This window comes from Streptomyces niveus, from assembly GCF_001723055.1.
In the GTDB taxonomy this organism is placed as follows: Bacteria; Actinomycetota; Actinomycetes; order Streptomycetales; family Streptomycetaceae; genus Streptomyces; species Streptomyces niveus.
Genome location: NZ_MDCR01000159.1, coordinates 1 through 13,868 on the forward strand (window position 1 = coordinate 1; position 13,868 = coordinate 13,868).

13 protein-coding genes and 1 pseudogene are annotated in these 13,868 nt (G+C 73.6%); 5 read left to right on the forward strand and 9 right to left on the reverse strand.

Translation table 11 applies throughout. The features are described from left to right. Both BHU15_RS19520 and BHU15_RS19525 read right to left on the reverse strand, forming a co-directional pair. Positions 1-419: pseudogene (locus BHU15_RS19520) on the reverse strand (pyridoxal phosphate-dependent aminotransferase); the annotation flags it as partial. 6 nt (positions 420-425) lie between these two features. Then, complete coding sequence (locus tag BHU15_RS19525; protein ID WP_069628362.1) at positions 426-998, reverse strand: TIGR03086 family metal-binding protein; 573 nt, start codon at positions 996-998, stop codon at positions 426-428. 97 nt (positions 999-1,095) lie between these two features. Here BHU15_RS19525 and BHU15_RS19530 point away from each other — a divergent pair, with 97 nt between their 5' ends. The 4 genes from BHU15_RS19530 (at position 1,096) to BHU15_RS19545 (ending at position 4,526) form a co-directional block, all read left to right on the forward strand. Next, positions 1,096-2,598 (forward strand): bifunctional phosphatase PAP2/diacylglycerol kinase family protein, encoded by a 1,503-nt coding sequence (locus BHU15_RS19530; RefSeq protein WP_079128250.1) that lies wholly within the window; start codon positions 1,096-1,098, stop codon positions 2,596-2,598. Positions 2,599-2,667: 69 nt separating this feature from the next. After that, positions 2,668-3,228 carry a GNAT family N-acetyltransferase gene (locus BHU15_RS19535; protein ID WP_069628363.1) on the forward strand — a complete coding sequence of 187 codons (561 nt, stop codon included), beginning with the start codon at positions 2,668-2,670 and terminating at the stop codon, positions 3,226-3,228. A gap of 70 nt (positions 3,229-3,298) precedes the next feature. Beyond that, a complete protein-coding gene (locus BHU15_RS19540; protein ID WP_069628372.1) occupies positions 3,299-4,108 on the forward strand; it encodes a methyltransferase domain-containing protein in 810 nt (269 codons plus the stop codon). Between the two features lie 58 nt (positions 4,109-4,166). Next, a complete protein-coding gene (locus BHU15_RS19545; RefSeq protein WP_069628364.1) occupies positions 4,167-4,526 on the forward strand; it encodes a VOC family protein in 360 nt (119 codons plus the stop codon). A gap of 63 nt (positions 4,527-4,589) precedes the next feature. Here the strand turns inward: BHU15_RS19545 and BHU15_RS19550 are convergent, their stop codons facing one another. After that, a complete protein-coding gene (locus tag BHU15_RS19550; protein WP_069628365.1) occupies positions 4,590-6,587 on the reverse strand; it encodes a DUF5107 domain-containing protein in 1,998 nt (665 codons plus the stop codon). Positions 6,588-6,695: 108 nt separating this feature from the next. After that, positions 6,696-7,592 carry an arginase family protein gene (locus BHU15_RS19555; protein ID WP_069628366.1) on the reverse strand — a complete coding sequence of 299 codons (897 nt, stop codon included), beginning with the start codon at positions 7,590-7,592 and terminating at the stop codon, positions 6,696-6,698. 67 nt (positions 7,593-7,659) lie between these two features. Here BHU15_RS19555 and BHU15_RS19560 point away from each other — a divergent pair, with 67 nt between their 5' ends. Next, a complete protein-coding gene (locus BHU15_RS19560) occupies positions 7,660-8,007 on the forward strand; it encodes a DUF6204 family protein (RefSeq protein WP_069628373.1) in 348 nt (115 codons plus the stop codon). 124 nt (positions 8,008-8,131) lie between these two features. Here the strand turns inward: BHU15_RS19560 and BHU15_RS19565 are convergent, their stop codons facing one another. From BHU15_RS19565 to BHU15_RS19585, 5 genes are all read right to left on the reverse strand, one after another. Next, the gene (locus BHU15_RS19565) at positions 8,132-9,070 is read right to left on the reverse strand and encodes a S66 peptidase family protein (RefSeq protein ID WP_069628367.1); all 939 of its coding nucleotides are present in this window, start codon (positions 9,068-9,070) and stop codon (positions 8,132-8,134) included. Then, positions 9,067-11,082 (reverse strand): S9 family peptidase, encoded by a 2,016-nt coding sequence (locus BHU15_RS19570; RefSeq protein WP_069628368.1) that lies wholly within the window; start codon positions 11,080-11,082, stop codon positions 9,067-9,069. Before BHU15_RS19570 ends, BHU15_RS19565 begins: the two co-directional genes overlap by 4 nt. An 11-nt stretch (positions 11,083-11,093) precedes the next feature. After that, positions 11,094-12,452, reverse strand: coding sequence for a M20/M25/M40 family metallo-hydrolase (locus BHU15_RS19575; protein WP_069628369.1), 1,359 nt, complete (start codon positions 12,450-12,452; stop codon positions 11,094-11,096). A gap of 1 nt (position 12,453) precedes the next feature. Further along, positions 12,454-13,287 carry a M55 family metallopeptidase gene (locus tag BHU15_RS19580; RefSeq protein WP_023537454.1) on the reverse strand — a complete coding sequence of 278 codons (834 nt, stop codon included), beginning with the start codon at positions 13,285-13,287 and terminating at the stop codon, positions 12,454-12,456. A gap of 67 nt (positions 13,288-13,354) precedes the next feature. After that, the coding region (locus BHU15_RS19585) for a methyltransferase (protein WP_069628370.1) at positions 13,355-13,868 on the reverse strand (514 nt) is incomplete at its 5' end.

The window sequence follows — 13,868 nt, forward strand, 5'->3', positions numbered from 1 at the left end:
ACCCGGCGCACCGTCTCCAGGAGGGCGTACAGGTCGGGTACGCCGCCGCACTCGGCCGGGGTCGGCACCTGGAAGAACGGCCGGCCGAGGAGCCTGGCCTGCGGCGCCCAGGACGCCGGGTGCGGGCGGGGCATGAGGACGTCGCCGCCGTACGCGGCGAGCAGCGCGAGGAGCAGCGGCTGCGCGCCGGCCGCGGCGGCGACCTCCTGGGGATGCGCGGGCAGGCCGCGCCGGGACCAGTAGCCGCAGGCGGCCTCCCGCAGGACCGGCCCGCCGCCGGGCGGCTCGGGTGCGGTCCGTCCGGCGGCGCCGGCGAGTACGGTGACCAGCTCGGGCAGCGCGGGCAGACCCGATTCCGGGGCCGGCGGCCCGTACCGTACGGGCCCGCGCCCTTCGTCCGCCCGCGGGGCGGGGCTCACGGCCGGCTACGCCTCGCGGCCCAGCAGGGCCAGGAGCCGGGTCTGGGCGTCGGCGTTCCGCGGGGGATCCAGCGGGAGGTCGAAGAGACCGCTCTGCGACAGGCTCACCGCGTACGGCCTGACCTCCTCCAGCGCGAAGTCGACCAGCGGTTCGGGCAGGTGCTCGTTCACGCCGATCCCCCGCGACAGGTCCCAGGTGTGCACGACGGCGTCGAGCACCATCTGTGAGCAGTACGCGTCGGCCTCCGTCGGGCCGTAACTGAGCTGCACCGGACGCTCCAGCGCGCCCCGCTCGGCGAACGCGGCGCGCGCGCCCGCCGCGGCGCGGTCCCAGGCGGCGACCGGGTCGTCACCGAGCACGTCGCCGTCGAACGCGTCGCCCACCTCGGCCAGGGTCCGGCGCTCGCCGACCAGCGCGGGCACCCAGAGCTGCTCGGCCGTCAGGTGGTTGACCAGGTCGCGTACGGACCACTCCGTGCACGGGGTCGGCGCGGCCCACTGGTCCGGGCCGACGGCGTGCACCCGGTCCGTGAAGAGGTCGAGGGCCTCGCCGTGCCGGTCCAGCAGTGGATTGTCCATGTCTCCCACTCTCCCCGGCCGCCCCGCCGGACGCGAGTTCGGCCGGTCGGGGCCGGGGCGCTGCTTGGGGTGACGCGGTACGGGGTACCCGCGTTCCATGTCTGACATCTACGCGGGCCGTACCCCGGTCGATCCCGGTACCCGGGCCAGAGTCACCGCGCTGCTGAGCGGCTTGGACCAGCGGTTCTTCCGCTCGGCGGCGAACCGGCACTGGCCCGGCGCCGGGCCGGTGCTCCCCCGGCTCAGCCGCTCGGCCAACCACGGCCTCCTCTGGTTCGGCGCCGCCGCCGGTATCGCGTTCCTCGGGCGCGGGCAGCGCTCCCGCCGCGCCGCCCTGCGCGGGGTGGCCTCGCTGGCCGTGGCCTCGGCCGCGATCAACACGGTCGGCAAGCGGTCGGTGCAGCGCCGGCGGCCCCTCCTGGACACCGTTCCGGTGATCCGGCAGCTGAAGCGGCAGCCGATCACCACCTCGTTCCCGTCCGGGCACGCGGCGTCGGCCGCGGCCTTCGCGACGGGGGTGGCCCTGGAGTCGAAGGGCTGGGGCGCGGTCGTGGCGCCGATCGCGTTCTCCGTCGCGGCGTCGCGCGTCTACACGGGCGTGCACTACCCGAGCGACGTGGTGGTGGGCGCGGCGCTGGGGGTGGGGGCGGCGTTCGCGGTACGCGGCATCGTCCCGACCCGTTCCCAGCTGCCCTCGCCCGGCCGGCCGCACGCGCAGGCACCGGCCCTGCCGGAGGGCGAGGGCATGGTGGTCGTCGTCAACCGGGCGTCGGGCTCCTCGGACGCGGCGGGCGCGCTGCGTGACTCGCTGCCGCTCGCGGAGTTCGTGGAGTGCGATCCCGAGGAGGTGAACACGGAGCTGGAGAAGGCGGCGGAGCGCTGCATCGCGCTCGGCATCGTCGGCGGTGACGGCACGGTCAACCGGGCCGCGGTGGTCGCCGCCCGGCACGGGCTGCCGCTGGCGGTGTTCCCGGGCGGCACGCTGAACCACTTCGCGTACGACCTCGGGATCGAGGACTCGCAGGCGACGTGCCGCGCGATGGCGGCGGGCGACGCGGTCCGCGTCGACCTCGGGCGGTTCACCGGACCGGACGGGGTGAGCGGTCACTTCCTCAACACCTTCAGCCTGGGCGTCTATCCGGAGCTGGTGCGCGTACGTGAGCACTGGTCGCCCCGGATCGGCGGCTGGCCCGCCGGGGTCGTGGCGGCGGCGAAGGTGCTGCGCGGCCAGCATCAGCTCCAGGCGGAGTTCGACGGCCGGCGGCGGTCGCTGTGGATGCTGTTCGCCGGGAACGGCATCTACCAGCGCTTCGGGTTCACCCCCGGCCACCGGCTCGACCTCGCGGACGGTCTGCTGGACGTCCGCGTCGTGCACGGCGGGAGCTTCCCGAGCCTGCGGCTGCTGGCCGCGGCCGCGGCGGGGCCGCTGAGCCGGTCGCCGGTGCACGCGGCGGAGCGGATGCGGCGCGTACGGATCAAGGGGATCGCGCCCGGTACGCCGCTGGCCTTCGACGGTGAAGTGGCCGAGGCCCCGGCCGAGTTGACGATCGACAAGGGGAACGAGGCGCTTACGGTGTACCGTCCGCGCGCGTTCCAGTGAGCGCCGGCCGGTGTCCGCCGCGTGGATATCGGTGGCGGGGGCCGGGGCCGGGCGCCGAGGATGACCGGTATGGAATCCGCGCCCACGACCTTCGTCGAAACGCCCCGGCTGCGCCTGCGTGACTGCGTCGAGGCCGACCTCGGTCGGCTTCTCGCGCTGGACAACGACCCCGGCGTCAAGCGCTTCATCGACGGCGGGGTGCCCGCCGTGGCCGAGACGTTCCGGGACGAGGCCCTGCCCAGGTTGCTGGGACGGGGCTTCTGGGCGGCCGAGGAGCGGGGCACCGGTGAGTGGCTGGGCTGGTTCGAGCTGAGACCGGTGGACGGCACCGACTGGCGGGTGGTGGAACTGGGCTACCGGCTGCACCGGGCCGCGTGGGGCCGGGGATACGCCACGGAGGGTGCCCGCGCGCTGGTGCGCAAGGCGTTCACGGAGCTGGGCACGGAGCGGGTGACGGCGAACACGATGACCGTCAACGTGGGCTCCCGGCGGGTGCTGGAGAAGGCCGGGCTGACGTTCGTACGGACGTACTTCGAGGACTGGCCGGAGGTCATCGAGGGGTCGGAGGAGGGGGACGTGGAGTACGCGCTCACGCGTGAGGAGTGGCGTCGCACCACGACCATATCCTGAGACGCGGGTCTCATATTCCGGCATGGCGGCGTACGGTGACGGGACCACTTCGCCCGAGGGAGTCCGGATCATGCCGAGAGAGACCGCCGTCTACACCCACGGCCACCACGAGTCCGTCCTGCGCTCGCACCGCTGGCGCACGGCGGCCAACTCCGCGGCGTATCTGCTCCCCGAACTCCGCTCCGGGCTCGACGTGCTGGACGTGGGCTGCGGCCCCGGCACCATCACGGCCGACCTGGCCGCGCTGGTGGCGCCCGGCACGGTGACGGCGGTCGACGCGGCGGCGGACGTGCTGGAGCGGGCCGCCGACACGGTCGCCGGGCGCGGCCTGGACAACGTCCGCTTCGCGGTCGCCGACGTCCACGCGCTGGACTTCCCGGACGGCTCGTTCGACGTCGTCCACGCCCATCAGGTGCTCCAGCACGTGGGGGACCCCGTACAGGCGCTGCACGAGATGCGCCGGGTGTGCAGGCCCGGAGGCGTCGTCGCCGCGCGGGACAGCGACTACGGCGCGTTCACCTGGTACCCGTCGTCGCCGGTGCTGGACGGCTGGCAGGAGCTGTACCGCCGGGTGGCCCGCGCGAACGGCGGCGAGCCCGACGCGGGCCGCAGGCTCCGCGCCTGGGCCCGGAGCGCCGGCTTCACCGACATCACCTCCACGGCGGGGACATGGTGCTTCGCCACCCCGGAGGAGCGTGCGTGGTGGAGCGGCCTGTGGGCGGAGCGGACGACCGCGTCGGTGTACGCGGAACTGGCCGTGCGCGGCGGCCACGCGGACGAGGAACGGCTCATGGCCATCGCGGCGGGGTGGCGCGCGTGGGGCGAGGACCCGGACGCGTGGTTCATGGTCCCGCACGGTGAAATCCTGTGCCGGGTCTGAGGGTTGGTTCTCCCCGGTTCATGGTCACTACGAGCGGTGCTTCGATACCCTCACCGGTATGGAAATCCTGGGAACCACGCTGCGTATCTGCGTCGACGACCTGGAGACCTCGGTCGCCTTCTACGAACGGCTGACCGGTAGCCCCGCGCTCCGCTTCGAGCGCGGTGGGGTCTCCGTCGCCGCCGTCAGTTGCTTCCTGTTGATGAGCGGCCCGGCGGAGGAGATCGACGTCCTGCGCAAGGTCACCGCCACGATCGCCGTCAAGGACGTCGACGCGGCGTACGCCTCGCTCACGTCCGTCGGCGCCCAGGTCGTCGCGGGCCCGGTCCCCACCCCGGCCGGCCGCAACCTGATCGCGGTCCACCCGGACGGTTCGATCTTCGAGTACGTGGACCGCAACCCGGTCCAGGGCGCCTGACGCGTCGGGCCGGCCGGGCCGACTCCGGATCTCCCGGGAGCCGCCCGGCCCGCTGATCCGCCGTCAGTCCCCCGGCCGCATCCGGTAGTCGTACTCCTCCGGCAGCGGGTCGTCCGTCAGGGCCGCCCAGACCTCGTTCAGCGTCTGCGCGCCCTCGCGCAGGTCCGCCACCTCGAAGCCCGCGTCGAACACGGCGCGGGCCGCCGCCTTCTCGTCCTCGGCGAGCAGGAGCTGGGCCTCGATCAGACGAAACCTGCCGCGCTCCCGGATGCCGTCCGACAGGCGGTCGAAGATCCGGCGCGCGTCCCGGGCGCGGTCCGCCGCCAGCAGCGCGGTGATCGCCTCGCGGGCCAGCGCCGTCGTGGCCGCCGTCCAGGACTCGCCCTCGCCCTCGCTCTCCCGTTCCCGGCAGAGGTCGTCGAACGCCTCCGCATACAGCTCGGCCGCCCGCTCCGGGTTGCCGCCCTCCCGGTCGGCGAGCGCCAGGCAGCGCAGCAACGGCCACCGGGAGGAGGCCAGTTTGAGGCCGCGTTCCCAACTCCGCACCGCCTGGGCCAGATCGCCCGCGTGCCACTGGGTGACGCCGAGGTGATACTCCGTCAGCGGCTCGGCGGGCGCCGTCTCCAGCATGTCGCGCCAGTGCGGGGCCACGAGCGTGGGGCCCGGCGGTTCGGGGGTGCGGGCCTTCGGGAAGGTGCCCTGGGTGTACAGCTCGACCCACGGCGCCTGCTCGTCGCCGAGCATGGACTCGTCGAACGGCGTCCCGGGCAGCTCGTAGCCGCCTCTCATCGCGCCGCGCATCACTTCGAGCGCGCCCCAGCCGGAGCCGGTGGCGAGCCGTTCACCGGGCTCGGTGTCCGCGTGCGGCAGCCATGCCTCGTACGCGGCGTCGACGGCCGCGCGGGGCAGAGCGCTCTCCAGCCGGCCCTCGACCTCGGTGCGGGCCGCGTCCCAGTCGGCGCCGTGGACGGTGGCGGGGTCGGTGACGAGCGGGCCGTACGACTCCAGCCAGCTGAACTCCGCGTGGCCGTCGAGCTTGACGTGTTCGAGCTGGGTACGGGCGAGCCCGGCCTGGATCTCGGTGTAACCGGGGGTGTCCGGTTCGGTGAGCCACCGCTGCCAGCGCCGGCCGCCGCGCCCGGCGCCCCACAGGAAGAGCTTGCGACCGCGCAGGAGGTCGGTCGACGTCTGGACGAGGCCGTGGCCGTCCGCGTCGAGCGAGGTGATCCACTTCCGGGCCGCCCTCGGGACTTCGTAGAAGTAGTCCGACGCGTGTTCGGCGTGCAGCGGGTACGTCACGTCGGCGCCGTCCCACTCGGGCACCGGGACGCGGCGCAGGGTCCGCGCGTACCCGAAGTGCCACGCCTCGTCGGCGGGTGCGAGGACACGTGTGCGCGCGTCCTCGGGGACGGCGATGTTGGACCACCAGTAGACGGGCGCCGGGCCTTGGTGCGGATTGCGTATCCGGACGCCGACGTGCAGGAAGTCGGAGTCGTCGGGCAGCCAGAGGTCCACCTGGAAGGGCAGGCCGCGCAGCGGCTCCCACCCCCAGAGGCGGACCATCTCGCCGCCGTCGGGCGCGGGCACGAGTGCGGCGTTCAGCGGCGCGCAGGCGAGCGTGGTGTGTCCGGTGGCGCCGATGTTCCACTCGATGCCGCCGGAGAACCAGGCGCCGTTGAGCGCGAAGTCCGCGGGCTGGAACACCGGGTTGCGGTACAGCAGTTCGCGGCCGGTTGGCTTGTGGCGCAGGGAGTGGACGCGTCCGCCGAGCCCCGGCAGGACGGTGGCCCGCAGCCGGTCGTTCTCGATGACGATCGCGTCGAAGTCGGCGGGCTCGCGGTCGCGTCCGTAGCCGTCCAGGATCCGGACGGGCAGTACGGTGCGCAGCGGCTCGTACCCGATCTGGCGGGCCATGTCGCGGGGGAACTCCCGCCGGGCGCGTTCGTCGTACTGGTCGAGGGAGTGCGTCTGGTCGAGCGGCCGGAGCGCGGGCAGGGGGTTCTCCGGCCCCAAGGGGGCGGCAGGCAGGGTCAGTACGGCACGTCGCACGCTCGTGGCCACAGGCAAACCTCGCTTCGCTCGCGGGGGCCGCCGGCGGCTCGGTTGGCCGGCGCGCACCCGATGACCATGGAACACGGTCGAGTGCGCGCCGAACAGAGGACCCCGGGGTCAGTCTTGGGTGAAGGCCGCCACAACGATGTCCGCGAGGAGCGCCCCCGCGGTGCCCTCGGGGTCGAGATCGGGGTCGTAGATGGTCACGTTGAGACCCACGCAGCGCTCCGAGCGCACCAACACCCGCAGGAGCGAGGTGAGTTCGGCGGGGAGCAGTCCGCCGGGGTCCGGGGCGTCGACGGCGGGCATGACTTCGGGGTCGAGGACGTCCGCGTCGAGATGCACCCAGAAGCCGTCGGTGACAGGCGTCTCCAGCGTCCGCAGTACGGCGCTCGCGACGTCGGCGGCGCCCCCTTCGCGGATCTCGCCGACGGGCAGGGTGGGGATCCGCAGCCCTGCCAGCTCCGCGAGGTCCTCGTCGCCGTCGCGGATGCCGAAGAGACGTACGTCCTCGTCGCGGATGTACGGGCGCAGCCCCTCGATGTCGCTGAGGTCGGCCTGGCCGCGCCCGGTGGCGATGGCCAGTTCCTCGCCGCCCGCCGCGCCGACGGACGGGGAGTTCCCGGTGTGCCGGAAGTCGGCGGAGCCGTCGATGGCGGCGATGCCGTACCGCCCGATGCGCCGCAGCGCGAGCGAGGCGCCGAGCTGGATGGAGCAGTCGCCCCCGAGGACGAGCGGGAAGTCACCGGCCCGCACATGGCGCTCGATCCGGTCGGCCAGGCGCGGGGTGTACGCGGCGATGGCGGCGGCGTTGAAGACGCCGTCGCCTTCCTTCCAGTCGCCCCGGTCGTAGCGGGGCGGGACGACCACACCGCCCTCGGAAGCGCCGAGCCGTCGGACGATTCCCTGCTCACGCAGGGCGCCGGCGAGCTTGTAGCAGCCGGGCACGGTGCCGGGCGCCGGCGGGCGCAGGCCGAGGTTGGAGGGGGCGTCGATCACCACGATATTCCGCATGCGGATCATCCTCGGCGTCGTACGCTCGTTCTTCAACCAGGATCTTCAGGAAGAAGGCGGCACGTCCATGGCCACACAGCACACCTACCGGGTGATCGTCCGCGGGACCTTCTCGGAGCTGACGGACGGGGCACGGGCGTGGCTGCTCGGCGAGGTCGAGGAGCACGGGCTGACCCAGATGCGGTTCACGCCCGAGGGGTCGCTGACCTACGACCGGGTGCTGAAGCACTTCTCGTACCGCTTCGTGGTGGTGTCCGACGCGGCCGACGGTGAGGAGATGGCCGCGGCGCTCGCCGAGGACCGGGCGGAGGCGGCGCTGAAGGCGCTCGGCGGCGGTGTGGGTGTGACGTTCGGGGAGCTGCGGTCGACCGTGACGGACATGGACACGATGAAGATCAACCGGAAGGGCCGCTGAGCCCTCCGGGCGTGGTGTCGCGGACCATGCCGGCGGTGATCGCCCGGCGTTCGTGGTCGCACGGGCGCGGCGAACCCGTCGGCGTCCGCGCGCCGGCGTGATCCCCGCGAGGGAAGGGAGCCCGTCAGCTCAGCGCGGGCACGTCCACGGTGAGCGTGGCGGTGTCGGCGGACGCCTCCAGGACCGCCGGGACGCCCAGCGGCACCGTCAGGTTCGTCGGGCCGTGGCCGAAGCCCAGCTCCTCCACGATCGGGACGCCGAGTCCGCCGAGCCGGTCGAGCAGCAGGGCGCGGACCGTCTCGTACGGGCCGCAGCCCGCCCAGGAGCCGAGTACGATCCCGGCGACGCCGTCCAGCCAGCCGGAGCGCAGGAGTTGGGTGAGGATCCGGTCCAGCCGGTACGGCTCCTCCTCGATGTCCTCGATCAGCAGGAGCCCGCCGGCTGCGGACGGGCGGGCGTGCGGGGTGCCGAGGTCGGCGGCGAGGAGGCTGACGCAGCCGCCGAGGGTGATGCCGTGGGCCCGGCCCGGGACCAGGGCGCGGGCCGTGGCCTGGCCGACGGTCCGCACCGTGTCGGGTTCGAGGAGCGTCGCGCGCAGCGACTCCTGGGTGGCGGGGTCCTTGAGGAAGGTCAGGGCGGCGACCATCGGGCCGTGCAGGGTGGCGACACCCGCGCGGACGGCGAACGCCTCGTGCAGCGCGGTGATGTCGCTGTAGCCGACGAAGGGCTTGGGCGCCGCCGCGCGCACGGCGTCCCAGTCGAGCAGGTCGACCATGCGCTGGACGCCGTAGCCGCCGCGGGCGCACAGGACGGCGGCGACCGTCGGGTCGCACCAGGCGTCCTGGAGGTCGCGGGCGCGTGCCTCGTCCGTCCCCGCGAGGTAGTCGAACTCCCGGTGCCGGTCCAGGACATGAGGTGCCACGACGGGGTCCAGGCCCCAGCCGCGCAGGAGGTCCAGGCCGGCATCGAGACGGTCCGCGGGCACCGGGCCGCTGGGGGCGACGACGGCGACCTTGGCGCCGGGCCGCAGACGGGGTGGGCGCACCGGCGTCGGGAGAGTCATGTGTCGAGCTCCAGTCGGGGGACGTCCGGGCGGCTGATCCCGAACGTCTGGGCGTACAGGGACAGTTCGGCCTCCAGCGCGCGCACCATCGTGTCCGCCCTGCGGAAGCCGTGGCCCTCGCCCTCGAAGGCGATGTACGCGTGCGGGATGCCGCGCCCGGCCAGTCGGTCGAGGAAGCGCTCGCACTGGGCAGGCGGGCAGATCACGTCGTCCAGTCCCTGGAGCAGCAGGAACGGCGCGGTGATCTTGTCCACGTGGTTGATCGGTGAGCGTTCCCGGTAGCGGCCGGGTACCTCGGTGAACGGGCCGACCAGCGACTCCAGATAGCGCGATTCGAAGTCGTGCGTGCCGTCGGTGGCCCAGGTCGACAGGTCGAGGATGGGATAGCTGATGGTGACGCACGCGTAGAGGTCGGTGCCGGTGAGCGAGGCGGCGCTGGTCCAGCCGCCGGCGCTGCCGCCCCGGATCGCGAGGCGCGCGGGGTCGGCGGTGCCCTCGCCGGCGAGGGAGCGGGCGACGGCCGCGCAGTCCTCGACGTCGACAACTCCCCATTGTTCGCGCAGCCGTTCGCGGTAGGCGCGTCCGTAGCCGGTGGAGCCGCCGTAGTTGACCTCGGCGACGCCGATGCCGCGCGAGGTGAAGTAGGCGATCTCCAGGTCGAGTACGAGGGGGGAACGGCTGGTGGGCCCGCCGTGCGCCCAGACGACGTACGGGGGCAGTTCGTCGGCGGGCGCGCTGTGGGAGGGGCTGTGCGGCGGATAGACGTGGGCGTGGATCTCGCGGTCGTCCGGGCCGGTGAACACCCGGATCTGCGGTTCGGGGTAGTACACGGGATCGACCGGGTCGTGGTGCGCCGAGCCGATGACCCGGGCCCGTCCGGTCGCCGTGTCCAGCTCCACGATCTCGTACGCGCTGCGCGGGCTGGCGCCGACGCCGATCACCCGGGTCCCCCGGACGGCGAGGGTGGCGGCCCATTCGGTCCACGGCCCCGCGGCGTCGGCGAGTTGGCCGGTCTCGGGGTCGAGGATGCCGAGCGCGGTGGCGCCCTTGCCGTGGACGACGGCGACGGTGCCGTCGGCCATCGGCCGGAACCACTGAAGGCCGATCGTCCACAGGGGGCCGCCGAACTCCTCGTCGACGGCGGGGCTCAGCCGGGTGGGCGGGCTCACGCCGGCCGGCCCTGCCGCGTCGAGCCGCAGCCGGTCGAGCTGCCACCAGTCGCCGGGGTCGGAGACGTACAGGAGCGAGCCGTCGGCCGCCCAGTCGGCCTGGGCGACGGACTGCGTCGGGCCTCCGGCGACGGCGCGGACCCGTTCGAAGGCGCCGCTCCCCGTGACCTCGGCGAGCAGCAACTCCGTGCCGTCCCAGGGCATTCGGGGGTGGTCCCAGGCGATCCACGCGACGTGGCGGCCGTCCGGCGACACGCGGGGGCCGGTGACGAAACGGTGCCGGTCGTCGGAGAGTTCCCGGACGGCGGCGCGGTCGTCGGCGGCCGACCCGTCCAGCGGGACGGCGGCGACGACGCGGCGTACGTCGGTGGGTGACTCGCCGGTGAACTCTTCGAGCACGCACCACACTTCGCCGTCGGCGAGACGCAGTTGGGGGTCGGCCCAGCGCAGGGTGCCGGTCTGCCGGCCGTCCTGGGCGGGGGCCGGGGTGAGCGGGCGCGGGGGCGCGTCGCCGTCCGGCTCGTACGCGTACAGCCGCTGGTCGGGGAAGTGCGCGAAGACGACGAGGAGGGAGCCGTCGGGCCGTACCGTCCCGGCCCAGGGCCTGCCGCCGTACTCGATGACCCGGGTGCGCACGTTCCAGGGGGCGGGCAGGACCGATTCCTCGCGGCCGTCCGGCCGGAGGCGTACGAGCACCCGCCGGCCGCCCTCGTCGGGGCGCGGCTCCGTCCACCAGACCTCGTCGCCGACGGTGGCGACGTTGTCCGGCCGCCCGTCGTGCGAGGCGGCCAGCGCGGCGTCGATCGGTGACGGCCATGAGCCGTACGGCGCGATCTGCGGCATGCCCAACTCCCCTACGCGGTCTGCAGATAGTGGTCGAGGACGCGTACCCCGAAGTGCAGCGCGTCGACCGGGACCCGCTCGTCCACGCCGTGGAAGAGGGCCTGGTAGTCGAAGCCGACGGGCAGCTTCAGCGGCGAGAAGCCGTAGCCGGTGATGCCGAGGCGCGAGAACTGCTTGGCGTCCGTGCCGCCGGACATGCAGTACGGCACGACGTGCCCGGCCGGGTCGAACCGCTCGACGGCCGCGCGGAGTTTGGCGTACGTCGGGGAGTCGACCGGCGCCTGGAGGGCGACCTCGCGGTGGTGGAACTCCCAGTCGACGTCGGGTCCGGTCAACTGGTCCATGGTGGACCGGAATTCGTCCTCGGTGCCCGGCAGCATCCGGCCGTCGACATAGGCGACGGCCTGACCCGGAATCACATTGACCTTGTAACCGGCTTCCAGGACCGTCGGGTTGGAGCTGTTGCGCACCGTCGCGGCGACCAGATCGGCGGCGGGGCCGAGCTTGAGGAGCAGCGCGTCGGCGTCGAAGTGCCCGGACTCGAAGTCGCCGTCGATGCCGTGCAGCGCGGCGAGTTCCCTGAGCGCGGCGCGGACCGTCGGGGTGATCCGCAGCGGCCATTCGTGCTCGCCGATACGGGCGACGGCGGCGGCGAGCCTGCTGACGGCGTTGGCGTGGTTGACCTTGGAGCCGTGGCCCGCCCGGCCGTGCGCGGTGAGCTTGAGCCAGGCGGTGCCGCGCTCGCCCGCCCCGACGGGGTAGAGCGCCATGCCGGGCCCGGCGTGGAAGGTGAAGGCACCGGACTCGCTGATGCCCTCCGTACAGCCCTCGAACAGCTCCGGGTGGTGGTCGGCGAGGAAGCCGGAGCCGTCGACGGCGCTGGCCTCCTCGTCGGCGGTGTACGCGAGGACGATGTCCCGGCGCGGCCGGATCCCGGAGCGGGCCCAGGCGCGAATGACGGCGAGGACCATCGCGTCCATGTTCTTCATGTCGACGGCCCCGCGGCCCCACACGACGCCGTCCCTGACCTCACCGGAGAAGGGGTGCACGGACCAGTCGGCGGGCTCGGCGGGCACCACGTCCAGATGGCCGTGGACCAGGAGCGCGTCGGCCGTCGGGTCGGTGCCGGCGATGCGGGCGACGACGTTGGTGCGGCCGGGGGTCCGTTCGAGGAGGGTGGGCTCCAGTCCGGCGGCGGCCAGCCGCTCGGCGACGTACTCGGCGGCGGGGCGTTCCCGGCAGTCGCCGCCGCCGCGGTTCGTCGTGTCGATGCGGATGAGGTCGGAGGTGAACGAGACCACTTCGTCCAGCGCCACCGCGTCCACGGCCCGGGACGGCTCGCCGGCCCCGGACGTCTCGTTCGCTCCCATGTCAGCCATACTGCTCCTCCACCGCGGCCGAGACGATCGTGGTGACCGCCTTGAACGTGCGAATGCCTTCGTACATCGTCTCGCTCGTGTAGGCGACACGCCGTTCCCCGTCGCGCACCACACCGGGTACGACGGTGGCCGCCCCGCAGAGATGCTCGGCGTCGAATTCCAGCTCGACGGTGAACGGGCCGCCGACGACCGGTTCGTACCGTACGGCGAGCGCCGTGGCCTCCCGGGCCGCCGCGCGGATGTCCGCGGCGGTACGGGCGGGGGTGCGGCACACGGCGGCGTACCGGGAGACATGGTCCTTGACGGCGACCTTGCGGGCGGCCGGCGCGTAGCCGTCGGCGTCCCGGCAGGTCAGATCGTCGCCGGTGACGAGGACGACGGGGACGCCGTACTCGGCGACGACATGGGCGTTGAGCAGTCCCTCGCTCGCGCGGACGCCGCCCAGCCAGACGCCGGTGATCGAGTTGGCGAGATAGGTGTGTGCGAGTACGCCCTCGGTGCCGGCGCCGGTGTGGTAGCCGACGAAGGCGATCGCGTCGACGTCACCGTGCTGCACGCCCTCGACCATGCTCAGCGACTTGTGGCGTCCGGTCAGCAGCTGGGCCCGCTCGTCCAGCTCTTCGAGCAGCAGATTGCGCATGGACCAGTGCGCCTCGTTGATCAGCACCTCGTCGGCGCCGCCGTCCAGGAAGCCGAGGACGGCGGCGTTGACGTCCGAGGTGAACAGGGTCCGGCAGCGCTCCCACTGCGGTGTCCCCGGCAGGACGTCGGCCGGCCAGGTCACACCGGTGGCGCCCTCCATGTCGGCGCTGATGAGGATCTTCATGCAGCGAAACCGTACGCGCCGCCGGACCCGACGACCACCCCGGCCGCGGTCCGGCGCGTCAGGTGTGTCAGGCGGGCGCCAGGACGAACCAGCGGGCCGGCAGGTCGATCCGGGTGCCGTCGGCCAGATACTCCGTCTGAGGCAGCGTGGTGTCCCCGCTGTCGACGATCCGCAGGCCCGCCTCGCCCAGCAGCCTGGGCACCTCGTCGTCTTCGGCCCCGGCCGGCTTCAGGCCGTGGTCGAAGACCCGCCGCAGCTTCGCGGGCGGGCCGCCGGGGGACGCGGCGACCCTCTGGAGCAGTTCCTTCGAGCCGGAGGTCAGCTCCACGACGAACGCCCGGCCGCGCGCGCCCAGCAGCGCGGCCACCGCTCCCGCGACGGCCGGCCGGTCCCGCGGTTCGCTCTGGTGGATGACGGCGCGCATGTAGACATGGGTGTCACCGAGCCGCGCCGACAGGGCCCGGACCGCCTCGTGGTCGACGAGACTGAGCTGTTCGAACTCGGCCACCTTCTCGGTGTCGGCGCGCCAGGCGTGTTCTATCGCCGCCCGCGAGAGGTCGACGCCGACCGCGCGGGGGAAG